The organism is Bradyrhizobium sp. STM 3561, assembly GCF_045571455.1.
GTDB classification, from domain to species: Bacteria; Pseudomonadota; Alphaproteobacteria; order Rhizobiales; family Xanthobacteraceae; genus Bradyrhizobium; species Bradyrhizobium vignae.
In genome coordinates this window covers 485,155-510,320 of record NZ_CP120695.1, presented here as the reverse complement: position 1 = coordinate 510,320, position 25,166 = coordinate 485,155, and the positions used below count along the sequence as shown (strand labels likewise).

Annotated in this window: 20 protein-coding genes and 1 pseudogene; 7 read left to right on the top strand and 14 right to left on the bottom strand. The window is 64.9% G+C overall.

Annotation, left to right across the window (positions count from 1 at the left end; translation table 11 throughout):
- Positions 1-40 precede the first annotated feature (40 nt).
- Both P6U28_RS02170 and P6U28_RS02165 read left to right on the top strand, forming a co-directional pair.
- Positions 41-946 carry a helix-turn-helix domain-containing protein gene (locus P6U28_RS02170; protein ID WP_407121637.1) on the top strand — a complete coding sequence of 302 codons (906 nt, stop codon included), beginning with the start codon at positions 41-43 and terminating at the stop codon, positions 944-946.
- A gap of 361 nt (positions 947-1,307) precedes the next feature.
- Positions 1,308-1,919 (top strand): NYN domain-containing protein, encoded by a 612-nt coding sequence (locus tag P6U28_RS02165; RefSeq protein ID WP_129143677.1) that lies wholly within the window; start codon positions 1,308-1,310, stop codon positions 1,917-1,919.
- 24 nt (positions 1,920-1,943) lie between these two features.
- Here P6U28_RS02165 and pcaG read toward each other — a convergent pair whose 3' ends face one another.
- Both pcaG and pcaH read right to left on the bottom strand, forming a co-directional pair.
- Positions 1,944-2,570, bottom strand: coding sequence for a protocatechuate 3,4-dioxygenase subunit alpha (gene pcaG, locus P6U28_RS02160; protein ID WP_122405070.1), 627 nt, complete (start codon positions 2,568-2,570; stop codon positions 1,944-1,946).
- Positions 2,571-2,575: 5 nt separating this feature from the next.
- Positions 2,576-3,364: a protocatechuate 3,4-dioxygenase subunit beta gene (gene pcaH, locus P6U28_RS02155; RefSeq protein ID WP_407121636.1), complete on the bottom strand. Its 789-nt coding sequence runs from the start codon at positions 3,362-3,364 to the stop codon at positions 2,576-2,578.
- A gap of 102 nt (positions 3,365-3,466) precedes the next feature.
- Here pcaH and P6U28_RS02150 point away from each other — a divergent pair, with 102 nt between their 5' ends.
- Together P6U28_RS02150 and pncB are read left to right on the top strand one after the other, a co-directional pair.
- Positions 3,467-4,387 carry a LysR family transcriptional regulator gene (locus P6U28_RS02150; protein WP_209294449.1) on the top strand — a complete coding sequence of 307 codons (921 nt, stop codon included), beginning with the start codon at positions 3,467-3,469 and terminating at the stop codon, positions 4,385-4,387.
- A 143-nt stretch (positions 4,388-4,530) separates the two neighbouring features.
- Positions 4,531-5,835, top strand: a complete 1,305-nt coding sequence (gene pncB, locus P6U28_RS02145; RefSeq protein ID WP_129143609.1) for a nicotinate phosphoribosyltransferase — start codon at positions 4,531-4,533, stop codon at positions 5,833-5,835.
- An 86-nt stretch (positions 5,836-5,921) separates the two neighbouring features.
- Here pncB and tcuB read toward each other — a convergent pair whose 3' ends face one another.
- Together tcuB and tcuA are read right to left on the bottom strand one after the other, a co-directional pair.
- The gene (gene tcuB / locus P6U28_RS02140) at positions 5,922-7,022 is read right to left on the bottom strand and encodes a tricarballylate utilization 4Fe-4S protein TcuB (protein WP_407121635.1); all 1,101 of its coding nucleotides are present in this window, start codon (positions 7,020-7,022) and stop codon (positions 5,922-5,924) included.
- On the bottom strand, positions 7,009-8,400 hold the full coding sequence (tcuA, locus tag P6U28_RS02135) for an FAD-dependent tricarballylate dehydrogenase TcuA (RefSeq protein ID WP_407123190.1): 1,392 nt from the start codon (positions 8,398-8,400) through the stop codon (positions 7,009-7,011). Before tcuA ends, tcuB begins: the two co-directional genes overlap by 14 nt.
- A gap of 150 nt (positions 8,401-8,550) precedes the next feature.
- On the opposite strand from tcuA, the gene P6U28_RS02130 reads away from it, so the two are divergent.
- Positions 8,551-9,234, top strand: a complete 684-nt coding sequence (locus P6U28_RS02130; RefSeq protein WP_122405076.1) for a GntR family transcriptional regulator — start codon at positions 8,551-8,553, stop codon at positions 9,232-9,234.
- 10 nt (positions 9,235-9,244) lie between these two features.
- Here P6U28_RS02130 and ybaK read toward each other — a convergent pair whose 3' ends face one another.
- From ybaK to mobB, 10 genes and pseudogenes are all read right to left on the bottom strand, one after another.
- Positions 9,245-9,718: a Cys-tRNA(Pro) deacylase gene (gene ybaK / locus P6U28_RS02125; RefSeq protein ID WP_129143612.1), complete on the bottom strand. Its 474-nt coding sequence runs from the start codon at positions 9,716-9,718 to the stop codon at positions 9,245-9,247.
- A gap of 246 nt (positions 9,719-9,964) precedes the next feature.
- Positions 9,965-10,899 (bottom strand): annotated as a pseudogene (locus P6U28_RS02120) (transposase).
- A gap of 137 nt (positions 10,900-11,036) precedes the next feature.
- Positions 11,037-13,802 (bottom strand): formate dehydrogenase subunit alpha, encoded by a 2,766-nt coding sequence (gene fdhF / locus P6U28_RS02115; RefSeq protein ID WP_407121634.1) that lies wholly within the window; start codon positions 13,800-13,802, stop codon positions 11,037-11,039.
- Positions 13,799-15,502: an NADH-ubiquinone oxidoreductase-F iron-sulfur binding region domain-containing protein gene (locus tag P6U28_RS02110; RefSeq protein ID WP_407121633.1), complete on the bottom strand. Its 1,704-nt coding sequence runs from the start codon at positions 15,500-15,502 to the stop codon at positions 13,799-13,801. Before P6U28_RS02110 ends, fdhF begins: the two co-directional genes overlap by 4 nt.
- Before the next feature lie 293 nt (positions 15,503-15,795).
- Positions 15,796-17,448 (bottom strand): OFA family MFS transporter, encoded by a 1,653-nt coding sequence (locus P6U28_RS02105; protein WP_209294453.1) that lies wholly within the window; start codon positions 17,446-17,448, stop codon positions 15,796-15,798.
- Positions 17,449-17,785: 337 nt separating this feature from the next.
- Positions 17,786-19,810 (bottom strand): cache domain-containing protein, encoded by a 2,025-nt coding sequence (locus P6U28_RS02100; protein ID WP_122405081.1) that lies wholly within the window; start codon positions 19,808-19,810, stop codon positions 17,786-17,788.
- The gene (locus tag P6U28_RS02095; protein WP_122405082.1) at positions 19,803-21,236 is read right to left on the bottom strand and encodes a sigma-54 dependent transcriptional regulator; all 1,434 of its coding nucleotides are present in this window, start codon (positions 21,234-21,236) and stop codon (positions 19,803-19,805) included. Before P6U28_RS02095 ends, P6U28_RS02100 begins: the two co-directional genes overlap by 8 nt.
- 124 nt (positions 21,237-21,360) lie before the next feature.
- Positions 21,361-21,594 (bottom strand): sulfurtransferase TusA family protein, encoded by a 234-nt coding sequence (locus P6U28_RS02090; RefSeq protein WP_122405083.1) that lies wholly within the window; start codon positions 21,592-21,594, stop codon positions 21,361-21,363.
- A gap of 45 nt (positions 21,595-21,639) precedes the next feature.
- Positions 21,640-22,896: a gephyrin-like molybdotransferase Glp gene (glp, locus tag P6U28_RS02085; RefSeq protein WP_407121632.1), complete on the bottom strand. Its 1,257-nt coding sequence runs from the start codon at positions 22,894-22,896 to the stop codon at positions 21,640-21,642.
- A 9-nt stretch (positions 22,897-22,905) separates the two neighbouring features.
- Complete coding sequence (gene mobB, locus P6U28_RS02080) at positions 22,906-23,433, bottom strand: molybdopterin-guanine dinucleotide biosynthesis protein B (RefSeq protein ID WP_122405085.1); 528 nt, start codon at positions 23,431-23,433, stop codon at positions 22,906-22,908.
- Positions 23,434-23,638: 205 nt separating this feature from the next.
- Between mobB and P6U28_RS02075 the strand changes: the two genes are divergently transcribed.
- Both P6U28_RS02075 and mobA read left to right on the top strand, forming a co-directional pair.
- A complete protein-coding gene (locus P6U28_RS02075; RefSeq protein ID WP_122405086.1) occupies positions 23,639-24,529 on the top strand; it encodes a formate dehydrogenase accessory sulfurtransferase FdhD in 891 nt (296 codons plus the stop codon).
- A complete protein-coding gene (gene mobA, locus P6U28_RS02070) occupies positions 24,474-25,166 on the top strand; it encodes a molybdenum cofactor guanylyltransferase MobA (RefSeq protein ID WP_407121631.1) in 693 nt (230 codons plus the stop codon). The genes P6U28_RS02075 and mobA overlap by 56 nt, the downstream gene beginning before the upstream one ends.

Genomic DNA, 25,166 nt, shown 5'->3' with positions numbered 1-25,166 from the left:
TCCCGTCGGTACTTTTTTGCAGAATCGGCGCCGCAAACCGATGGAGGGTTTCGTCATTGTCTTGTACTATTCGAACATGAAGAATGCCGCCCCTGCTCCGCCGATCCGGGTCTACAATCTGTTCGGCGAGTCCGGCGATCTGCCGGATGTCGTGCATTGCGAGACGATCGCGTCCCGCTCGATGCTGCACGACTGGACGCTGGCCGTGCACCGCCATGCCCGGCTGCACCAGGTGCTGCTGATCGAGCGCGGCGGCGGCGAGGCGACACTCGACGGGCGCCTGGTGCTCTTGAGGCCGATGCAGATCGTCAACGTGCCTGTCGGCCACGTCCATGGCTTCCGCTTCGTGCCCGGTACCCAGGGCTGGGTACTGACGATCGCGGCGGAGATTCTGGATGAGGCGTTGCTCTCGGCCGAGGGCCTGCGCGGTGTCCTGTCGCAATCGGGCGTGGTGCGCGGCACGCCGCAGATCCGCGCCATCATGAATCAGATCTTCGCCGAACACGCCGCTCGCCATTTCGGCCGTGCGCACGTGCTCCGCGCCCTGTCGGCGGCCATGATCGGGCTCGTGGCACGCGCACTCACGGGCGAGTGCGGCGGCAGCGGTACGGCGGAAAGCGGATTATTCCGCCGCTTCGAGGCACTGCTGGAGCAGCACCACCTGGAGCGCTGGAGCGTCGCCGATTATGCCAAGGCGCTGTCGGTGTCCCCGACGCATCTCAACCGGATCACGCGGGCGGCGACCGGCGACACCGCCTCGCATCTCATCCTCAATCGCCTGATCCGCGAGGCGCGGCGCAACCTCGTCTACACCAACCTGCCGGTCTCGACGATCGCCTACGCGCTCGGCTTCGAGGATCCTGCCTATTTCAGCCGGGTCTACGCCGCAGCCACGGGCGTATCGCCGCGCGCCTTCCGCGCCCAGCTCCATGGCAGCGAAAGCTGAGGCCCCGGAAGACAAACCTGCAAGCGTCGCATTCTACTAGGCCGCGGTGCGCGCCGACCGCCTCAATCCGGCGTCTTCGCGGCCACTTACCTTCGTTTATGGCGTCCCATCCTTTGGATAGAGGCCCTTTACCTCCGTACAATTGAGCAGGGGATGCGAACGCCTTAGCGTGACTGCATTCGGCGCCCTGGCGCTGGTGGCATGGAACCTCCCTAACCTCGGCGCAAGGCGGCCAACCCTGTCCGGTCGTCTGCGCCGCTTTTTAGGCAAGCCATCGGCGCCTTCAGTATTTTCCGGCCGACACACCGAGCCATTCCGGCTGGACGGTCAGCTTTCGTGTCGAACTGGGGATTTGTGCATAATGTCTTCGTTTGGGAAGATCGCGCTCTTCATCGACGGCTCCAATCTCTATGCCACCGCCAAGGCGCTCGGCTTCGACATCGACTACAGACGCCTGCTCGGCGAATTTCAAAGCCGAGGTACGCTGCTTCGGGCCTTCTACTATACGACCCTCATCGAGGATCAGGAATTTTCGTCGATCCGCCCGTTGATCGACTGGCTCGACTACAACGGATACACCGTCGTCACAAAGCTCACCAAGGAATTCGTCGACGCCACGACCGGCCGCCGCAAGGTGAAAGGCCGCATGGATGTGGACCTCGCCGTAAGCGCGATGGAGCTCGCCCCGCACGTCGATCAGATCGTGTTGTTCTCGGGCGATGGCGATTTCCGTTCGCTGGTTGAGGCCTTGCAACGCCGCGGTGTCCGCGTGACGGTCGTCTCCACACTGTCCACTCAGCCCCCCATGGTCGCCGACGACTTGCGCCGGCAGGCGGACGTCTTCATGGATTTGGCCGAACTGAGACCAAAGCTGGGACGAGATCCGGTCGAGCGCACGGGATCGCGCGAGCTGCGGCAGCCGCAGCAATTCCTCGCGCGCGGAACGATCAAGCGCGACGACCGGGTCGAGTGACCCTGCGAGACGACCGCAGGATACTCACACGTCGAAGAACACCGTCTCCTCCGGCCCCTGCAGATTGATCGTGAAGGTGTACACGATCTTGCCGGCACGCTCGCTGCGCTTTGCGATCAGCGTCGCCCGCCGGGCCGGCTGCTCGATCAGGTTGAGCACGGGATCGGCGGCATTGGCGGCCTCTTCGTCCGAGAAATAGAGCCGCGTGTTGAGACCGATATTGATGCCGCGCGCGACGATCCAGAGATTGACGTGCGGCGCGCATTTGCGCCCAGTCCTGTCGGTGATCGCGCCCGGTTTGATGGTCTCGAAGGTGACGAGGCCGCTGTCGAAGTCGGAGCCGGCGCGGCCCCAGCCGCGAAACTCTTCCTCCAGCGCACCGGCCGAACGGTCGGCCGGATGGTTGTAGCGGCCGGCCGCATTGGCCTGCCAGATCTCCAGCAGCACGTCGCGCAACGGCGTGCCGGCGCCGTCGAGCACCCTGCCCTCCAGCGTGATGCGTTCGCCCTTGGTATTCGGCGTCACCAGCACGTTGGAGAAATTCTTCTCGAAGATGTCGAAGCCGGCCATCGCCGGGATCAGGCCGATATGGACGTAGGGCCCGGCGGTCTGCGAGGCGGTTTCCTTGAGATAGTTGAGCGGCTGCGGCATGGGTTTTAGTTCCCCGCGGTGCGATTTTCGAAATAGGTGGAGCGCTGGCCACGCAGGACGATGTCGAAGCGGTAGGCCAGCGAGTCGAACGGCGTCGAGGCGTTGAGGTCGAGCGGCGCCACCAGGCGGTCGAGTGCATCCTTGTCCGGGATCGTCGTCAGGATCGGGCAGACCGGGATCAGGGGATCGCCCTCGAAATACATCTGCGTGATCAAGCGCTGGGCAAAGCCCGAGCCGAACAGCGAGAAATGGATGTGAGCGGGGCGCCAGCTGTTGACGTAGTTGCGCCAGGGATAGGGCCCCGGCTTCACGGTGCGGAAGTAGTAGTAGCCGGTATCGTCGGTGAGCGCGCGGCCGCAGCCACCGAAATTCGGGTCGATCGGCGCCACATAGGTGTCCTTCTTGTGCCGGTAGCGGCCGCCGGCATTGGCCTGCCAGAACTCGACCAGAGTGTTCGGAACGCCGCGGCCGGTCTCGTCCAGCACGCGGCCATGGACGATGATGCGCTCGCCGACCGGATCGCCGTCCTTGGCGTAATTGCGGATCAGATCATTGTCGAGCGGGCCGAGATCATTGTGCCCGAACACCGGCCCGGTGATCTCCGAGATCGAGTTCTCCAGCGACAGCAGCGCCTGGCGCGGCGAGCGCAGCACCGAGGATTTGTACCCCGGCGCATGCGCCGGCGGATGAATGGAACGGTCGCGCTGAAAGAAGCCGCCGTCGCCGAGCGGCGGCGTAAAGGGCTCGGGTCGGTTGAGGCGGGGATCCTGCAAGGCTGGCGCCTGGGCATTCATCGGCGTTGTCTCTCCCTGAAGCGCCCAGGTCCGGGCGCGGCTTATCGGGAGATCATGGGCCGGACTATTCCACAGATAAATAGATCGATTATAATATATTTCATGAAGAAAATCGATCATTTGGCTCTCGACGGCCACGCCCTCGAACTGTTCCTCGCCGTGCTGGAGGAAGGTTCGGTGACGGCGGCGGCCACGCGGCTCGGCCTGACGCAATCTGCGGTCAGCCACGCCCTGAACAAGCTGCGGCGCATCGCGGGCGATCCGCTGTTCGCCAAGTCCGGCCGTGGCATCGTTGCGACGGCTCATGCCCAGGCGCTGGCCGGCAAGGCACGCGCGCTGATCGATGAGATGCGCAGCTTTGCCGGCGGCGTCAGCTTCGCGCCGGCCCAGGCCCAGCTGTCGCTGACGATCGCCGCCAACGACTTCCAGCGCGACCTGTTGCTGCCACGGTTCTTCGATCACGTCGCCGCACAAGTGAAGAGCTTGAACCTGCGCGTGATTCCCTCGCAATCGCCTTCGCCGGCGATGCTGCGCGAGAACCGCTGCGACCTCCTGATCACCCCGCTGCCGCCATCCGGCGTCGACATCGTGCAGAAACGGCTGCTGAGGGATCACTACGTCTGCTACTACGACGCAAAGGCGCGTGCCGCGCCGGCCAGCCGCAACACTTATCTCGCGGCGCGTCACATCACCGTGGTCTATACCGACAACGAGCGGCTCGACTTCGATCGCCGGCTGGCAGCCAACGGGCTCCATCGCGACATCGCGATCTCGGTGCCGAGCTTCTCCGGCGTGCCGTCGTTCCTGCGCGGCTCGCAGATGCTTGCGAGCATGCCGAGCCTGCTCGCATCCGGCGTGATGCGCGGCTTTGGACAAACGCCGATACCGCTGGCGTCCCGCGCGCGGACCCTGGCCGAGTTGCCGATGTTCATGGTCTGGCACCAGCGTTACCAGAAAGACCCGGCCCACCGCTGGGTCAGGAGCCAGCTCGAGGCCGTCGCGGCGACGGCCGGCAAGTCCTGACATCGAGTCCTGACATCGAGCCCCGATATCGAGCCCTGACATCGAGCCCTGATATCAAGTCCTGATGTCAGGTGCCGTCGTCTGCAAGACTGCCCTTCGCAAACCCACTGGTTGCGCAAGGGGAGCCGCGCTAAAATCCGCTCATGACAGTGACCGACATTGCGAGCCGGACCTACAATCACAGCTGGCGGCTGGATCCCATCATCCGCAGCCTGCTTGATACCGACTTCTACAAGCTATTGATGTTACAGATGATTCGGGAGGATTACCCGAGTCAGCAGGTGACCTTCTCGGTCATCAACCGCTCGCGCCATGTGCGGCTCGCCGAGATCATCGACGAGGGCGAGCTGCGCGCCCAGCTCGACCACGCCCGCACCATCCGCTTCAGCAAGAAAGAGCTGATCTGGCTCGCCGGTAACACCTTCTACGGCAAGACTCATATGTTCTCGGCGGACTTCATCCGCTGGCTGGCGGAATTCCGTTTGCCTGAGTACGAGCTGCGCAAGGTCGAAGGCCAGTACGAGCTGCATTTCCATGGCCCCTGGACCCACACCACGATGTGGGAAATTCCGGCGCTTGCGATCCTCAACGAGCTGCGCTCGCGCGCGGCGATGAAGGGCCGCGGCCGCTTCGAGCTCGACGTGCTCTATGCCCGCGCCAAGGCCAAGCTGTGGACCAAGGTGGAGCGGCTGCGCAAGCTGGAGAACTTGCGGCTCTCCGACTTCGGCACCCGCCGCCGTCACGGCTTCCTCTGGCAGCGCTGGTGCGTCGAGGCGGTGAAGGAAGGCCTGGGCTCATCCTTCATCGGCACCTCCAACGTGCTGCTCGCGATGGACAACGATCTCGAAGCGATCGGCACGAACGCACACGAGCTGCCGATGGTCGCAGCCGCGCTCGCCAGGGACGACGAGGAATTGCGCTGGGCGCCTTACCGGATTCTCGACCAGTGGCGCCAGACCTATGGCGGCAACCTCCTGATCGCGCTGCCCGACGCCTTCGGCACCAAGGCCTTCCTGCGCGATGCGCCGGAATGGGTCGCCGACTGGACCGGCTTCCGCCCCGACAGCGCGCCGCCGATCCAGGCCGGCGAGGAGATCGTCGCCTGGTGGCAGAAAAAGGGCCGCAACCCCAAGGACAAGCTCCTCGTCTTTTCCGACGCGATGGACGTCGGCTCGATCGAGGAGACCTATCATCACTTCGCCGGTCGCGTGCGGCTCTCCTTCGGCTGGGGCACCAACCTCACCAACGACTTCGTCGGCTGCACGCCGGATGGCTCGTTCGATCTCGATCCGATCTCGCTGGTCTGCAAGGTCTCGTCGGTGGACGGCCATCCGGCCGTCAAGCTCTCCGACAATCCGGAGAAAGCGACCGGCCTTCCCTCGGAGATCGAGCGTTACCTGCGCGTGTTCGGCGACGCCGGCCGCGTGCGCAAACCGGTGCTGGTGTAGAGCACGTCACGGCGACGGCGATGCCCCGCGAGCAGGCTTCCGCGCCGGAGCGCGAGGTGGCGTAAGACGGCGAGCGGGTTCGCCGGTCATGCCGCCGTTCGCCGCTCCTGCGCGTAACGCACCAGCGCGGCGAAGCGATAGATGCCGTGCACGAACTTGCCGTTGGGCATGGTGATGAACAGGGCAAACACCGCACCGAGATGCAGCGCGAGCAGCGGCCCCATCGCGCCGGTCTCGCGCAAGAGCAGCAGCAGCATCCCGGTGAAACCGGTCAGGAACAGCATGGCGATGAAGCCGACATCCATGCCGTAGCGGCTCTCGTCGAGCAGCGCCGGATCGCGCCGCATCCTGGCCATGAACAGGCCGATCGGCCCGATGATCAGACCGATGCCACCGAGCGTGCCGAGCACGACCGGCAGATCCCACCACGGATACGGCGCCTGGCGTCCCCAGAGATAGTGATACAGCGTCGCCACCGACGTCGCGGCAAAGCAGAGCAGGAAGCCATAGAACGTCAGATGATGATAGAGCTTGCGCCGGTCCGTCGGACGGTCGTCCTCGTTGTAGCAGCCGACGCCGCCGCCATGGAGATAGCGCAACTCGCCGGCATCACGGATCGCCTGGAACATCGAGCCGCCATCGGCGCGGCCGCCGATCGGCGCACCAATATCGCGCCAGAACGCGCGCACGCTCATGGCGAGGGCCAGGATGGCATAGAGAAGTGCGGCGCTGAACAGCGCAGCCATCGCATTGTGCGGCATCAATTTGTAGAACGCACCCGGCCCGGTGTTGACGCCGAACAGCACGCTGCGATCGTTGAGCACGGCGAAGCCGAGGATGAAGGCCGCCATGCTCAGCGCGGCGATGATGCTGATGAGGAGGCCGTTGCGCGCGAACGCGCCGGACAGCATGCGCGGCCAGGCATAGGCCGCATAGGATTCCGCGCGTGCGACCGCAAGCGTCTTGGGAACGTTGACGTTGAACTCGTGCGGCGGCGAGAACTGGCAGTCGACGTAGCAGGCGCCGCAGGCATGGCAGAGATTGGCGAGATAGTTGAGGTCGCCGTCGGAGAAGGCGCGCCGCATCTCCATCGCCGGAAATACCGCGCACAGACCCTCGCAATAGCGACAGGAATTGCAGACCGTCATCAGACGGTCGGCTTCGTCCAAAATCCTAGTTCCGTGCATGTTCCGCCGCTTCCCGTCCTGCGATCCGCCCGAACACGCTGCCGATCGTCATGCCCATGCCGGCCGCATAGCCCTGGCCGAGCACGTTGCCGGCCATGATCTCGCCGGCGGCGAACATGTTGCCTGATGGCTTGCCGCCCTTCATCAGCATCCGCGCCTCCTTGTTCACGCGCGTGCCGAGATAGGTGAAGGTGATGCCGGGCCGCACCGGATAGGCGAGATAAGGCGGCGTTTCGATTTTGCGCGCCCAGTGCGTCTTGGGTGGCGTTATGCCCTCTGTACGACAGTCGTCCAGAATGGTGTGATCGAACGTGCCGGGCCGCACCGCGGCGTTGAATTCAGTGATGGTCTTCTCCAACGCGGTCGGATCGAGCTCCAGCTTACCGGCAAGCTCGGCGACGCTCTGCCCGGCGATCGGCGGAAACAGCGTCGGCATGAAGCTCGTGACGACGGTGGAATCGAAGATGATGTAGGCGATCTGGTCGGGCTGCGCCGCGACCAGGCGGCCCCAAATCGCGTAGCGCTTCGGCCAGATGTCCTCGCCCTCGTCGTAGAAGCGCTGGGCATGCTTGTTGACGACGATGCCGAACACGACGGAGTCGTGGCGCGTGATGATGCCGCCGTCGAATTTCGGCGCGCGGGCGTCGATCGCGACCGCATGACATTGCGTGGGATCGCCGACCTCCTGCACGCCCTTGTCGAGCAGCAGCTTCAAGATCGAGCCGCGATTATAGGGGGTGCCGCGGATCAGGAAATTGTCGGCAGCCTCGCCCCAATATCGCTTCAGCCATTCGACGTTGGCCTCGAAGCCGCCAGCCGCCGCGACCAGCGAAGTCGCGCGGATCTCGGTCTCGCCCTTGACCGGCCGCTTGAGGCGCGCCGCGAGGAACATGCCATCCTCGATCACGAGGTCGATGACCTCGGCGTCGTATTCGACCTCGACGCCGAGCCGTTCGGCCGCGAGATACAACGCGTTCAGCATGGCCCGGCCGCCGCCGAGAAAGAACGAGTTGGTGCGGCCGAGGCTCAGCGTGCCGCCCAGCGAGGGTTGCCAGCGTACCCCCTGCTCCACGATCCAGTTCAGGATGTCCTTGGACTCCCGGATCATGTGACGGGCCAGCTCCTCGTCGGTCTGGCCGCCGGTGACGCGCAGCAGGTCCTCCCAGAATTCCTCTTCGGTATAGGGGCCGGTCAGGATTTCGGTCGCCGCATCGTGGGCGCAGCGCATGTTGCGGGTGTGGCGGGTGTTGCCGCCGCGATAGAACTTCGGCGCACCTTCGAGCACGAGGACGGAGGCGCCGCCGCGCCGTGCGCTGATCGCCGCACACAGGGCCGCGTTGCCGCCTCCGATCACCAGCACGTCGTATTTGCTGCCCATGCCGTCTGCCCGATGCGACGAAGTTGGAGACATTCTGCCGGCCGGGGGCTCGATTGCCGCCGATCCGCCATTGCGCACTTTTGTATACAAAGATATACATAACAGGCGCAAGCGGCATCTCTGCATGGGCAGGATGCGCATCGAGGGATCATGGCCAGACGCCCGGCAAAGACAGGCGGATCGGTTTCGCGCGGCGCCGGCGTGGCGCTGGGCGAAGCCGTGTTCCGCTCATTGTGCGAGGCGCTCCAGGCCGGCAGCTACCGCGCCGGCGACCGCCTGCGCGAGGAGGAAGTGGCGCAGCGACTCAAGGTCAGCCGCACGCCGGTGCGGGAAGCGCTGGGCCGGCTCGCGGCGCGCGGTTTCGTCGCGCCCGCAGGCGGCCGCGGGCTGATCGTCCGCAATCTCGACATCTCCGAGGTGCTCGAGCTCTACGCCATGCGCGAGATCATGGAAGGCGCTGCCGCGCGCCTCGCCGCCGCGCACGCTTCAATGACGGAGATCGACGCGCTCTGCGATATCGAGCAGGCCTTTGTCGAGACATCCGCGAGAGACGCAGCCGAAATGGCGAGGCTCAACCGCGCCTTCCACGAGGCCATCTGCCGCGCCGCACGCAACCGCTATCTCGACAACGCTTCGCGGGAATTGCAGGATTGGATCGCCCTGCTCGGCCCGACCACCTTCACCGTATCGGGCCGCCCTTCGACCAGCCACGCCGAGCATCAGGCTATCATCGACGCGATCGCCGCGCGCGACGGCGACAAGGCCGAGCAGCTGGCGCGCGCACACATCCGCGAAGCGCTGCGCTGCCGGCTCAAGCTGCTGCAGAAGCAATAGTCCGAGACGCTCACGCCAGCACGTCCGCGACGACCGCCTTCAAAACTTCCCTGACGTCACCGGGCTTCAGCCGCACCTGCAAGCCGCGCTGCCCGCCGTTGAGATAGACCAGGTCATGGGCGAGCGCGCTCTGCTCGACCACGGTGCGCACCGTCCGCCGCTGCCCGAACGGGCTGATGCCGCCGACCTTGTAGCCGGTGACGCGCTCGGCCTCGGGCGGCTTCATCATCTGCGCCGACTTGCCGCTCGCCGCCGCCGCCAGCTTCTTCATCGAGACCTCCTGGTCGGACGGCACGACCACGCAGACCGGCTTGCCATCGACCAGCGCCATCAGCGTCTTCAGGACGCGCGCCGGGTCCTCGCCAAGGGCAGCGGCCGCCTGAAGCCCGATACTCTCGGCGTCGGGATCATAGTCGTAGGTGTGAACGGTGAAGGCAACACCGGCGGCGCCAAGCGCACGTGTGGCGGGGGTGACTTTGGACATAAACGGTATTTACCACCGTGGTCGGGCCGGTTTTTGCAATCTGGTTTGCTTGCCAGATCAAACTCACATTCGGTCGCCGCGCGGCGGCGGCTGCACCAACATTCCGCTTGCGGCGGGCAGGCTCGAGAGGACGAGACCATTCTTCGTTACGGCGTTTGAAGCCATGCAATCCATCGGTTCGTCCACCCGGATCGGCCGAGGCTGATCAATCTCGGCAGATTGGCTTTGAGGCTGAGGAGCGTGGTGTCAGGCGGCGGCCTTTATCTCGGCTCCCTCGATCACCACGCCCGCGGTCACGTACTTCCAGAGGGCCACGAGCAGCTTGTTGGCGAACTGCCGGTAAAAGGCCTCCGACCAGAGAACGGCCGTGAAGTTCGGGCCCAGGCTCTTCAGTTCGAGCAGCATTGCCACCGGGTTCGATACGGTCTTCTCCCCGCCGCCTTGCTCGCGGCCAGCAACGCATCCTGCTCGCGCTCCACCGCCGTGATCTGGTCGAGCAGCAGTTCGAGCCGGTCGAGTTCGCGGCTGATCTGCGCCTTCAGATGCGCCAGCAAGGCGCGCCCGTCGCCCGTCCGCTCCAGCCGCTTCCGCCGGTCTCGCCGCAGCGGCGCGTAGTCGAAGATCCCTTGCGCGAACAGAAGACCCTTGATCCGGTTCACATGCTCGATCCGCTCCGCGATCAAGGTCTCTCGCTCGCGGCACAGCCTACGGCGGTCCTCCTCTGCCGGAGAGGGCGCAACGACCATGGCGCAGACCCGTACCTCGCCGCGCTTGTAGGCCAGCAGCGTCCGCAACAGCGTCTCGCCATCCAGCCGGTCCGTCTTGGCCCGCCGGCGCCGGCGCGGCGTCGCAATCGAGGCCGGATCGACTACGTGGCTCTCGATGCCTTCCTGCTGCAGGGCGCGGTGAAGCCAGAACCCGTCCAGCCCCGCCTCCTGGATCGCGATGATCGGATAGCTCTCACCCGTTCGCGCCTGCGCCTTGCGCTTCAGCTCCGCAAACAGCTTCAACAGTTCCGAAAGGTCGCCGGCCTTCATGCTGCGTTTGGACATCTTCTCACCCTTGCAGGGCGACAGCGAAGTGACCAGCCATGTCGAACGGCTCAGTTCCAATGACACAAAAATTGCGCCAAACTGCGTGCGGATAGCGGCCAGTCCGTCGGAAGGATGATCGAGCAACATCGTCGTCTCCAGGTTGAATGGATTCAGCAACCCTCAGTCTGGCCTCAGACCTGGTCGCTATCCACTCCCCATGGAATCTTCGCTTCGCTCGCAATGACGGTGTGGGTGCAGATGCGCGCCCCACCCGCGACGCCCCCCTACTCCGCCGCGTCCCGCATCTCGGCGCGCTCGGCCCGTACTGCGCAGAACTTGAACTCCGGGATCTTGCCGAACGGGTCCAGCGCCGGGTTGGTGAGCAGGTTCGCCGCCGCCTCGGCGTAGCAGAACGGCATGAACACCATGTTCTCCGGCACGTCGCGGTCGGAGCGGACCTTGACCTCGACGGCGCCGCGGCGAGTCTCCAGGCGAATGAAATCGCCCGGCGCGAGGTTCTTCTTCCGCATGTCCTGCGGCGACATGAACGCGACCGCCTCCGGCTCGATCTGATCGAGCACCTGGGCGCGGCGCGTCATCGAGCCGGTGTGCCAATGCTCCAGCACGCGGCCGGTCGACAGCACCATCGGATATTCATCGTCCGGAATCTCGTCCGGCGGGATGACCTTGGCCGGCACGATCTTGCCGCGGCCGGTCGCGGTCGGGAAGCCCGTGGTGAAGATGATCTCGTTGCCGGGCTTGTCGGGAGCGTCGGCCGGATAGGTGACCGCGCCTTCGCGCACCAGCCGCTCCCAGCTGATGTTCTTCAGCGACGGCATCAGCTCCGCCATTTCGGTATAGACGTCGCCGGGGCCTGAATAATTCCACGGCAGCCCCATGCGCTTGCCGATCTCCTGGATGATCCAGAGATCCTGCCGCGCATCGCCCGGCGGATTGATCACCTGGCGCGCAAGTTGCACGCGGCGGTCGGTGTTGGTGAAGGAGCCCTCCTTCTCCGCAAAGGCCGAGGCCGGCAGGATCACGTCGGCATGGAATGCGGTCTCGGTGACGAAGAGATCCTGCACCACGAGATGATCGAGCATGGCGAGCGCTTCGCGGGCATGCTGGAGATCGGGATCGGACATCGCGGGATTCTCGCCCTCGATATACATGCCCTTGATCTCGCCGTCATGAATCGCGTTCATGATCTCGACCACGGTCAGCCCCCGGACGGGATCGAGGTCCTGCTGCCAGAGCTTTTCGAAGGCGCCGCGCAGGTCGTCGCGGCCGACCGGCTGGTAGTCCGGCAGGAACATCGGAATCAGGCCGGCGTCGGAGGCGCCCTGCACATTGTTCTGGCCGCGCAGCGGATGCAGGCCGGTGCCGGGACGGCCGACCTGGCCGGTGATCAATGCAAGCGCAATCAGGCAGCGCGCATTGTCGGTGCCGTGAACGTGCTGGCTGATGCCCATGCCCCAGAAAATGATCGACGATTTCGCGCGCGCATAGGTCCGTGCGACCTCACGCAGCGTCTGCGCCGGGATGCCGCAGATCGGCTCCATCCTCTCCGGCGTGAATTCCTTGATCTTCTCCTTGAGCTCCTCGAAGCCCTCAGTGTAGCCAGCGATATACTGGTCGTCGGTCAGGCCTTCGGTGATGATCGTGTTGATCATCGCATTCAACATCGCAACGTCGGAGCCGGGCTTGAACTGCAGATGCTTGGTCGCGTGACGCGACAGCGTCTGTCGCCGGGGATCCATGACGAACAGCTTGGCACCGTTCTTCGCCGCATTCTTGATGTAGGTCGCCGCGACCGGATGATTCACCGTCGGGTTGGCACCGATCACCCAGATCACTTCGGCGTCCATCGCGGCCGCAAACGGCGCCGACACCGCCCCCGAGCTCAGTCCTTCGAACAGCGCCGCGACCGACGAGGCGTGGCACAAACGGGTGCAATGGTCGACGTTGTTCGAGCCAAAACCGGTACGCACCAGCTTCTGGAACAAATACGCCTCTTCGTTGGAGCCCTTGGCCGAGCCGAAGCCGGCCAGCGCCTTCACGCCCTTCTCGTCGCGAATCTTGACCAATCCCTCAGCCGCGATGTCGAGCGCCTCTTCCCAGCTCGCTTCACGGAAATGCGTGAAGGGATTGGCGGGATCGACCTGGTCGTTGGCATCCTTCTTCGCATTGGGCAGCCGCACCAGCGGCTTGGTCAGGCGATGCGGATGGTGGATGTAGTCGAAGCCGAAACGACCCTTCACACAGAGACGGTTGTGGTTGGCGGGGCCGTCACGGCCTTCCGCATAGATCACCTTCTCGTCCTTGACCTCATACGTGACCTGGCAGCCGACGCCGCAGAACGGGCAGAGCGAGTCGACCTTCCTGTCGGCATAGGTGACGCGGGTCTGCTTGTCGTCGAGCATCACGGCCGGCATCAGCGCCCCGGTCGGGCAGGCCTGCACGCATTCGCCGCAGGCGACGCAGGTGGACTCGCCCATGGGATCGTCGAAATCGAACACGATCTTGGCGCCGGCATTGCGATAGGCCATGCCGATGACGTCGTTGACCTGGACCTCGCGGCAGGCGCGCACGCACAGGCCGCATTGGATGCAGGCATCGAGATTGACGCGCATCGCCGGATGGCTGGCGTCGGTCGCCCAGCGTTGGGCGGCGGGGAAGCGGCTTTCGGTGACACCCGTGGTCTCGGCCCAGTGCCAGAACTTCGAATCCGGATCGTGCGAGGTTTCGCGTGCCGGCTGGTCGGCGACGAGCAGCTCCATCACCATTTTTTGTGCCGCAATCGCACGCGCGGATTCAGTCTTCACCTTCATGCCGACCGACGGCGTGCGCTTGCAGGACGCCGCGAGCACACGTTCGCCCTCGATCTCGACCATGCAGGCGCGGCAATTGCCGTCGGGGCGATAATCGGGCGCCGGCGAGTAGCACAGATGCGGGATGTCGCGGCCCTGGCGTTTGGCGACCTGCCAAATCGTCTCGCCGGGATTGGCCTCGACCTGCTTGCCGTCGAGCTCGAACGTAATCTTCGTCATTCGGCCGCTTCCTTGAACTCGTCAGGGAAATATTTGATCACAGAGGACAGCGGGTTCGATGCCGCCTGTCCGAGCCCGCAGATCGAGGCGTCGCGCATCGCCTGGCTCAATTCTTCCAGCAAGGCGCGGTTCCAGACCGGCCTCTGCATCAGCAGCGCCGCCTTCTGGGTTCCGACGCGGCACGGCGTGCACTGGCCGCAGCTCTCGTCCTCGAAGAACTTCATCAGGTTCAGTGCTGCCGCGCGCACGCTGTCACTATGCGACAGGATCACGATCGCAGCCGAGCCGATGAAGCAGCCGTATTTCTCCAGCGTGCCGAAGTCGAGCGGGATGTCGTCCATCGAGGCCGGCAGGATGCCGCCGGAGGCACCGCCTGGCAGATACGCATAGAACTGATGGCCATCAGCCATGCCGCCGCAATATTCGTCGATCAGCTCGCGCACGGTGATGCCCGCGGGCGCCAGCTTCATGCCGGGATTCTTCACGCGGCCCGAGACCGAGAAGCTGCGCAGGCCATGACGCTCGTGGCGACCATGGCCCTTCCACCAATCGGCGCCCTTCTCGACGATGTCGCGCACCCACCACAACGTCTCGACGTTGTTGATCAGCGTCGGCAGCCCGAACAGGCCGACCTGGAACGGATATGGCGGCTTGTGCCGGGGCAGGCCGCGCTTGCCCTCGATGCTTTCCAGCAGCGAGGATTCCTCGCCGCAGATATAGGCGCCGGCGCCGCGGCGCATGTGCAGCGTCGGGCCGCCCGGAGGGAGCTTGGCGATCTCGCGCTCGAGGATCTCGCGCGATGCCGGGTATTCGTCGCGCAGATAGATGTAGATGTCGGAGGCCTGCACCACGTGCGCGCCGATCAGCATGCCCTCGATGAAGCGGTGCGGATCGGTTTCCAGGTAATAGCGGTCCTTGAACGTGCCCGGCTCGCCCTCGTCGCCGTTGATCGCCATCAGCCGCGGGCCCGGTTCGCCCAGTACCGCGCGCCATTTCCGTCCCGTCGGGAAGCCGGCGCCGCCGAGGCCGCGCAGCGAAGCATCGTCGAGCGCCTTGAGGAGATCGTCCTTCGACAGCTCGCCCGAGCGCAGCCGGCCCAGCAGCTTGTAGCCGCCGCCGGCGACGTAGGCATCGTAGTCGATATATTTGGGCAGATGCGCGTGAGTGTCACCAGCCTTGGCCGCCGCCATCACGTTGGCGACGGTGGCGTGATCGACGAAGTTGTGACCGACTTCCGCGGCAGGCGCGGTATCACAACGACCGACGCAGGGCGCGCGCACGACGCGGATGCCGGGACCTGACGCACTCTGCAGATCCTCGAGCAGCTTCTCGCCGCCAAGCATCGCGCAAGTCAGCGAATCGCAGACGCGGATCGTCAGCGGCGGAATGTCGGGCTCGCCTTCCTTCACCACGTCGAAATGCGCATAGAAGGTCGCGGTCTCGAACACCTCGGCGAAGGCGAGCTTCATCTCGTCGGCGAGCGCGGCCAGATGCGCCGCCGAGATTTGATGGTACTTGTCCTGGATCAGGTGCAGATATTCGATCAAGAGATCGCGCCGCCGCGGCCTGTCGCCGAGCAACTTCTCGATCTCGTGCGCGGCCGTGGGATCGACCTGCCGCCCCTTGGGAGTCGCCTTGGCGCGTCGGCGCCCCTCGCCGGGATGCTCGAACGGGCGGACCTTGTGCACGTCGTGGCTCATCGATTGGTCTCGATCTCGTCTTTTAGAACGGCTCCAGTTCTAGCTTCTGGCATGCCAGATGCCAAGCAAATTCTCATGCTCTCGGAAGCAGTTAAGCGCGGCTCGAAAGGCAACCTTGGAGTGCTGCCGGACACAGCCTTGCGTTCGTCTAACGCGCCAACTGATGGAACGAAGCCTGAATTGGTGTGGAGATCAATAAAGGCTTCCCATGCTGCGATAGCGAAATCGTATCGCGCTCCGGCTCCGAGGCTACGGCGGGAGCGCGCAAGCTGCGCTCCCGCCCGCGGCGAAGATCAGAAAATCTTGACCGCGCTCTCCAGCGTCTTCCAGACACCCCAGAGGAGAGGACCGCCGACGATCGCCCAGAAGAACGCCGCCTTGATGTCAAGCCCGCCAAATCCGATGCCGTAGGAGCCGTGCGGCCCCGCAGCCGCGGCGCTGGCGCTCGCCGCCTGCAACTTGGCGACGTCGGCCTCCTTCATGTGCCACTTCGAATCCACGGGCTTGATCAGGTAATTGCAGATCAGGCCCGCGATCAACATCGCACAGAGGATGTACATGGTGGTGTTGTAGAGTTGGTCGCGCGGCACGCCGGCCGCAAGTTGGAACTCGCGGATGTAGTTCACCACGACCGGGCCGATGATGCCGGCGGTCGACCACGCCGTCAGCAAACGGCCGTGGATGGCGCCGACGAACTGCGTTCCGAACATGTCGGCAAGATAGGCCGGCACGGTCGCAAACCCGCCGCCATACATCGACAGGATGATGCCGAATCCGGCCACGAACAGGAGCTTCGAGCCCATCGCCGCAAAGGTCGGCGCCAGCGCGTAGAGCACGATGCCGAGGATGAAGAACGTGTAGTAGGTGTTCTTCCGCCCGATCCTGTCCGACAGCGACGCCCAAAAGAAGCGGCCGCCGATGTTGAACAGCGACAGCAATCCGGCGAAGCCGGCGGCGATCGCGGCGATCTGCGCCTTCTGCCCGGCATCGAGCGCGTTGAAGCCGACTTCCGGCAAACCGATCAGCTTGCCGGCGAAGATCTCCTGAAGCATCGGCGAGGCCATGCCGATCACGCCGATACCTGCCGACACGTTGAGGCAGAGCACCCACCAGATCAGCCAGAACTGCGGCGTCTTGTGCGCGTCGTTGAGATGGACGTTGTTCTTCGAGATCATCGCGTTGGCCTTGACCGGCGGGGTCCAGCCTTCGGGCTGCCAGCCGGCCGGCGTCACGCGATAGGCGAAGGCGCCGATCATCATGAAGACGAAATAGACCACCCCCATCGTGACGAAGGTCTCCCAGACGCCGACGGAGGTCGGCGTCTTGAAGTAGTTGATCAAGAGATTGGCCAGAGGCGCTCCGATCATGGCACCGCCGCCAAATCCCATGATGGCCATGCCGGTCGCCATGCCGCGGCGGTCCGGAAACCATTTGATCAACGTCGACACCGGGGAAATGTAGCCGAGGCCGAGACCGACGCCACCGATCACGCCGCAGCCAAGCCACATGATCCAGAGCTGGTGGACGTAGACGCCGAAGGCACCGATCAGAAGCCCGCCGCCCCAACAGCAGGCAGCGACGACGCCCGCCTTGCGCGGACCGGCGCGCTCGAGCCAGCCGCCCCAGATCGCGGCCGAAACGCCGAGCAGGACAAAGAACAGCGTGTACATCCAGCCGAGGCTCGCGACCTTCCAGTCGCAGGTCGTGGTGAACAGCTCCTGCCACAGCGACATGTCGGGGCAGGCCTTCGGCGCCGCGACGCCGATTGCGCGCGACAGCGGCAGCCAGAACACCGAGAAGCCGTAGGCCATGCCGATGCACAGATGGATGCACAGCGCCGCCGGCGGCACCAGCCAGCGATTGAACCCGGCCGTCGCGATCGTGCGTTCACGATCGAGAAAGCCGGAAGCACCAACCGGTGCAAGAACGGTATCGGCAGTCGTCATAAGCATTACCTCCCAAGCGCGGCCTTCCGGCACATCGGTTTGAGACCGGTCATGCGTGCTCGCAGCCGCGCATGACGGGTCGGACTTCATGTCGAAGCGGAATGTCTGGTGCACATCGCCTCATGCGCACCGAGCAAGCAGCTGATCGCGGGTGATGTCCCTTCGCCTTGCGAGCAGCGTTGCAGTGACGGCTATCGCGCCCTCATCCCCTCAACACCCTGTCTTGAAATGAGCAACGCGCGTGCCAGAAATGGCATCGTGACAATTCAACGACTTCCCGCAGCGCAATGTGCTGCGTCGGACAGAATGTCCCGAGGTCCTTGGACAAAATGTCCAATCAGGTCGCTTCCGGCAGCCACACCGTGAATGTACTCCCGGAACCGACGCGGCTTTCGGCCGTGATCTGTCCGCCCTGGCGCTTGATCAGCGTCTGGCTGATGGAGAGGCCGAGCCCGGTGCCTTGCCGCCGCTTCGTCGTGTAGAAGGGGTCGAATATCTTTTCGATCACCTCAGCGCTCATGCCGATGCCGGTGTCGGCGACCTCGATGGCGACGCCCTGCTGGCCTTCGCGCTCGGCATCGAAGGAGCGGAGCGTCAGGGTTCCGCCTTCCGGCATGGCGTGGATCGCGTTGACGATGAGATTGACCAGCACCTGCTGCAACTCGTTGCTGTTCATCAGCACGAGCCGGTTGGCACGATCATCCCTGACCACGGCGATCTCGGTCTTGTTCAGAAGATGCTGCACCAGCGGCAGACAGTCGGAGATGACGCTTGCCGGTGCATGGCGCTCGACATAGCCGGCATATTCCTCCGGCCTCGCAAACTGCAACAGCTTGGTCACGATCTGACTGATGCGGTGAATCTGCTCGTCGAGCAGGCGAAACTCGACCTTCGCCTTGTCGGCATCGCCGCCGAACACGCTGCGGATGACGTCGAGATTGCCCTGCATCACCGCGATCGGATTGTTGATCTCGTGCGCAACGCCGGCGGTGATCTCGCCGATCGCAGCCAGCTTCTCGGACATGATGAGCTGCTTGGTGGTTGCCTCGAGCTTGAGATTGGCGTGCTCGAGGTCGCGGGTGCGCTCGCGCACGCGCACGTTCAGCTCTTCATTCCATTCGCGGAGTTGCCGGTCGCGTTCCTGGATCTGGTCGAGCAGGCTGTCGAGATGAACCGCGACGCGGCCGATCTCGTCGCCCAGTACCGGCATCTTGGTGCGGGCGGAGAGGTTCCCGCGCTCCACCTCGGTGATCGTCGCCGTAACGCGCTCCAGCGGCATGAAGATGGAGCTCGCCCAGCGCAGGAAGATCGGTACGGTCGCGGCGGTGATGATGATGAACGCCGCGATGATGATCACCAATGTCTGGTATTTGGCTTCGCTGAACGGCTTCTCCAGAAAGCCGACATAGAGCATGCCGACCCGCTTGCCGTAACTGTCCACCAGCGGCTCGTAGGCGGAGATGTACCAGTCATTGACCACGAAAGCGCTGTCGAGCCAGGTGCGCCCCTCGCCCAGCACGGCCGAGCGCACCGCCGCCGACACGCGCGTGCCGAGCGCGCGCCGTCCCTCGAACAGGCGGACGTTGGTCGATATCCGTACGTCGTCCAGGAACAGCGTCGCGGTGCCCTGGCTGCCCTCCGGCAGGCTCGCCGCGCGATAGACGAGATCGTTGATCGTGTCGATGAATTCGAGATTCTGGTTGAGCAGTGTGCCGCCGACCAGCGCAGCGGCGCCACCGTCAGGCAGCATCGCCCGGCTGGCCGCATGCACGACCATGCCGCGCGTCTCCGTGCTGCGGTCGGTCGGCACTGCGTTCGGGGTCGGCACGAGGTCCAAGCGCGCGCGCTCGGCCAGGGCCGGCGAAATTGCGGCGAGCTCGTCATTGCCGAAAATGTCGACGCCCGTCGCAGGAGCCTGGCCCGACAGCGCCGACATGATGATCGGCCAGTCACTTCTCGGTCGATGCTGCAGCGGCGGCGACGAGGCCAGGACGTCGCCGTGGCCGTTGGCCAGATACAGGAAATCGAGGCCGATTTCCTTGCGGGTCTCATCGAGCAGATCCTGCAGGGAGCCGCGCGCATCCGGCGCCAGCACCTCGTGGAAGCGGGCCGACAGGCTGAGCGCCCGGAGCTGGACGCCGGTCTTTTCGAGGATGCGGGCGAGATATTGGTGGGCGATGGTGAGATCGCCGTTGACCTTGGAGATCAGGGTCGCGTCGAATTTCGCGTTCCAGCGATAGATCGCAACGCCGAGCAGGAGCGGCAGGATGACCAGCATCGGCAGCAGCGCGATCGCGAGCAGCCGGAAGCGGACGGAGCGTCCCCGCACGGGCTCGCCGCTGCGGCCGCCAGCATCAGACATCCCACAACGCGCATTTGCGGTCGATGGTCTTGCGCGAGATGCCGAGGCGCCGCGCCGCCTCCTCGCGATTGCCATTGACCTCCTTCAGCACGCCGAGAATGTGACGGCGCTCGAGCTCCGCGAGACTGTCGGCAGGCGCCGACTGACCGTTGTCGCGGGGGCCGGCGAAATCGTCGGGGAAGGCGCCGAGGATCAGCGTGCGCTCGATCAGGTTACGCAGTTCGCGCACGTTGCCCGGCCAGTCATAGCTTGCGAGCGCCGCCCGCACCGAGGCGTCGATCGGCACCGGCGGCATGCCGAGCTGAGCCGAGAGCTTGCTCATGAAGATGGTGGCAAGCTCCTGCACGTCATCGCCGCGATCCTTCAGGAGCGGCAGGCGGATCTGCATCACGTTGAGCCGGTAGAACAGATCGGCTCGGAAACGTCCCTTCTCGACCTCCTTCTGCAGCTCGGCATTGGTTGCGAAGATGAAGCGCAGGTCGACCGGAACTTCGCGCTCGGAGCCGACCGGACGGACGCGGCGGTCCTCGAGCACGCGGAGCAGCTTGCTCTGCATCGGCAGCGGCAGCTCCCCGATCTCGTCGAGAAACAGCGTGCCGCCATGCGCATACAGGAACAGGCCCTCGCGCCCCGAATCGGCGCCGGTGAAGGCGCCCTTGATGTGCCCGAACAGCTCGGCCTCAATCATCTCGGGCGGGATCGCCGCGCAATTCACGGGCACGAAGGGCTTGTCGGCGCGATCGGACAGCGAGTGGATCGAGCGCGCGGCGACTTCCTTGCCGGTGCCGGATTCGCCGGTGAGGAGAACCGAGGTCGGCAGGCGCGCGACGCGGGCGATGGTCTCACGCACGCGCAGCGTCGCCGCCGACCGTCCGATCAGATTGTCACGCAGGAACGTGCGGTCGGACGAGGCACGCAAAGCGTAGCGCAGGACATAGTTCTCGCGCTGCAGGCGGACACGGTCGAGGCATCGTGCCACCGCGTTGAGGATCTGGTTGGAGCGGAACGGCTTCAGCACGAAATCGGCCGCACCGGCGCGCAGGGCCTGGATCGCGGTGTCGAGGTCGGCATAGGCGGTGATCAGGATGGCGTCGGCGAAAAAGCCGACGGCGCGCTGCTCGGCGAGCCAATCGACGCCGTTCTTGCCCGGCATGATGTTATCGAGAATGACGACGTCGTAGCGATTGGAATCGAGCTTGCGCGAAGCCTGGTCGGTATCGGCCGCCTCGTCCACCAGCTTGCAGCGCGGCGCCAGCGTGCGCACCAGGAAATTGCGCATGCCCGGCTCGTCGTCGACGATCAGGATGGAGGCCTGCGCCAGCGCGCTGAACTCCGGCCCTGCAGCTGCCTTGCCGAGCTTGACGGCAGGCTCGCGACCCACCGTGGGGTTTGCGGCTGCGCTTGCCCTCGATGTTGAGAAAGTCATGCCCGATGTTTAAGGTTTGAGATCATCCACCACAATAATCGGCGCCTTTCGCATTGCAGCGAAGCTCCGGCCGTTCCCCCAGGCGCAGCATAGTCAAACGTCCCCGCCGTGAATATTCGCCTTCCTACGGGGCGTCGCTCTTTTCGACCAGGAACACGATGCGCGTCTCGTTGCGCTCGGTGATCTCGACCTTGTCGCCGGTCTCGCGAATCAGGTTCGGAATGTCAATCACCGACAAGGGATCGGTACAGTGAACCTCGAGCTGATCACCCGGCTGCAAAGGCTTGAGCGCCTTGCGCGTCTTGAGGGCGGGCAGCGGGCATTTCAGTCCGGTGAGATCGAGCGTCGTTCTGGCCATGGCCGCAACATGGCGGGACGAAGCGATGGCGTCAACGGAAGGGCCCTAGAGCAGGTCGGCGTAGGACAGGAAGCCCACGTCCTGACCCGGCTCGACATTGGTGATGTCCTCGCCGAGTTCGACGAGTCCGTCAGTCTCGACCAGCGAGGACAACAGCCCGGCTCCTTCGCGCGGGAACTTGATCGCCTCGAGGCCGCCGTCCTCAGCGCGGCGCAGCGAGGCGCGCACATATTCGCGCCGCCCGGCCTTCTTCTTGTAAGTGAACGCCGCCCGCAGCGGGATGGGCGTCAGCGGCTCCGGTAGGCCTCCCCCCAGCGCCAAGGCCGTCGGTCGCACCACATGGACAAACGTCACGAAGCTCGCGACGGGATTGCCCGGCAATCCGATCAGCGGCACGCCGTCGATGATACCCATCGCCACGGGACGGCCGGGCTTGATCGCCATCCGCCACAGCACCAGCGAGCCGACGCTCTCGACCGCCGCCTTGACGTGATCCTCCTCCCCGGTCGAGACGCCGCCGGTGGTGAGGATCAGGTCGTGGTGACCTGCGACCTGTTTCAGGCCGCTCGCAAGTGACGTTCGCTCATCCCGCAGGATGCCGAGGTCGCTGACCTCGCAGCCGAGCCGCCGCAGCATCGTCATCAGCATGAAGCGATTGGAATCAAACAGCTGCGAGGCGGAGCGCGGCTCGCCAGGTGAGGCCAATTCGTCGCCGGTCGAGAACACGGCGACGCGGATGCGCCTGACGACGTCGAGCCTCGTCAGGCCGAATGCGGCGGCGAGCGCGACATGCTGCGGCCGCAAGCGCTGGCCGCCGCGCAGCGCGACGTGACCTTGCGGAATGTCCTCGCCTGCGGGACGGACATTGGCGCCGGGCTTCAGCCCCGGCGGCAACACGATCTTGCCGGACTCATCGATGCGGACGTCCTCCTGCATGAAGACGGTCTCGGCATCCGGCGGCATCGGCGCGCCGGTGAAGATCCGCGCGGTGTGGCCGGGCTTGATTGGCGCTTGCGCAAGCCCGCCGGCCTGGATGCGACCATCGAGCGGGAATGCCTGCTCCGCAGCTTGCGGAAGGTCGGCGTTGCGCACGGCGTAGCCGTCGACCGCGGAGTTGGTGAACGGCGGCAGCGGCAGTGGCGCCGCGATATCGCGCGCGAGCACGCGCCCGTCGGCATCGACCAGCGCAACAGTCTCGAGATCGGTGATCGCGTTGACGCGTGTCGTGATGAGGCCGACGGCTTCGTCGACCGACATCATCGGGCCGCCGAAGGCAAAGCAATCGTCCGATAATTGCGCCATGGTGCCTCGTCAGCGTATCGCGGTGCTTCTTGCCACCACTTCCTCGACCGGCATCGCCGCAAGCAGCAGCAACGCGGCTACAGCAGGGATATCATCGAGATGGACGGTCGGCAGCCGGGTTTCAACCGCGGTGTCGGTCGCAATCCCGGCAATTCCGGGATCGTCGGGAAAGAGCAGCGGTTTGCCGTTCGCGGCACGATGCACCTCGATCTTGCGATGCGGCTCGCGCTTGAAGCCCTCGACCACGACGACATCGACCGCGGAGAGCTTCTCGAGCAGCTCCGGCAGCCGCGGCTCCGCCGCCCCGCGCAACTCATGCATCAGCGCCCACCGCTTTGACGAAGCGACCAGCACCTCCGCCGCGCCGGCCTCGCGATGGCGCCAGGAATCCTTGCCGGGCACATCGACGTCAAACTGGTGATGCGCATGCTTGATCACGGAGACGCGCAGGCCTTGCGCCTTGAAATGCGGGATCAGCCGCGTCAACAGCGTGGTCTTGCCCGCACCGCTCCAGCCTGCAAGGCCGATGACTTTCATAACCGTTCGATCTCCGCCAACGGCTCGCCAGCCGATGGAACCCGCCGGCCGTCATTGCGAGCGCAGCGAAACAAATCCAGACCGTCACTGCGGATATTATTCTGGATTGCTTCGCTGCGCTCGCAATGACGACGAGGCGGCATTTCGCTCTCTTGCCGCCATGCTTATATCGGCTTGACCCGAATGTCATGCTAACCTCGCCGCCATGATGAAGATCGACAAAGCCCCGGTGCCCCTGATCGTCCCCAATCCGGACGACCCGCGCCTGACCCAGAGCGTGACCGGCACTGACCAGACCGGCGCCAGGGTCGAGATCAAGGTCCCGATGGAGCGGCCACTGACGCTCTACCTGAATGCCCAGGAGATCGTCACCATGATGACGATCGGCGATTACCCCGAATATCTGGCGCTCGGCTATCTGCTGAACCAGAACATGCTGAAATATAATGACGTGGTCACCGAGGTCGAATACGACGACGACCTCCAGGTGGTCGTCGTGCGCACCGAGCACCACACCAATTTCGAGGCCAAGCTGAAGAAGCGCACGCAGACCTCGGGCTGCGCGCAGGGCACCGCCTTCGGCGACCTCTTGGAGGCGGTCGAGAGCGCCGCGCTGCCCAAGGCGGAGCTGCGCACCTCTTGGCTCTACCAGATGACGCAGACCATCAACACCATGCCCTCGCTCTACCTTGAGGCCGGCGCGATCCATGGCTGCGTGCTGTGCAAGGAGGGCACGCCGCTCTGCTACACCGAGGACGTCGGCCGCCACAATGCCGTCGACAAGATCGCAGGCTGGATGTATCGCCACGGCGTCGATCCCTCCGACAAGATCCTCTACACCACGGGACGCCTCACCTCGGAGATGGTGATCAAGACCGTGCGCATGGGCATTCCAATCCTGGTCTCGCGCTCCGGCTTCACCGCCTGGGGCGTCGACCTCGCCAGGCAGGTCGGGCTGACGCTGGTCGGCCGCACCCGCGGCAAGCGCTTCATTGCGCTCGCGGGCGAGGAGCGCATCGTCTACGACCAGAACCTCGCCTATGTGGAAGAGGAGTCCGCCAAGCACAAGCGCAAGGGTGAAGGCGGTGACGACTGACATCCCCGCCACGAGTGTTCCTTCGACTCTTGGCGTGCTGCTCGCCGGCGGTCTCGCGCGGCGCATGGGCGGCGGCGACAAGCCGATGCGCACCATCGGCGGCCGCACCATTCTGGAGCGCGTGATCGCGCGCCTTTCGCCCCAGTGCAGCGGGCTGATCCTCAACGCCAACGGCGATCCCGCCCGCTTCGCCGCGTTCGGCTTGCAAGTCGTCGCCGACGACGTGCCCGGCTTCCCCGGCCCGCTCGCCGGCATCCTCGCCGCGCTCGACTGGACCGCGGCGAACCGGCCGGAGATCGAATGGGTGCTCAGCGCCGCCGGCGACTGCCCGTTCCTGCCGCGCGATCTCGTCGCACGGCTACATGACGCGCGCGCGCGTGAGAACGCGCAGCTCGCGGTCGCCGCATCAGGCGAGCAGTCGCATCCGGTGATCGGCCTGTGGCGCGTCGCCTTGCGCGACGAACTGCGCCACGCCCTTGTCGTCGAAGACCTCCGCAAGATCGACCGCTGGACGGCACGCTATCCGCTGGCGACGGTGACATGGCCGACCGAGCCGCTCGATCCATTCTTCAATGCGAACACGGTCGAGGACATTGCCGAGGCCGAGCGGCTGGCGGCGCTGGATGACGCGTCCTAA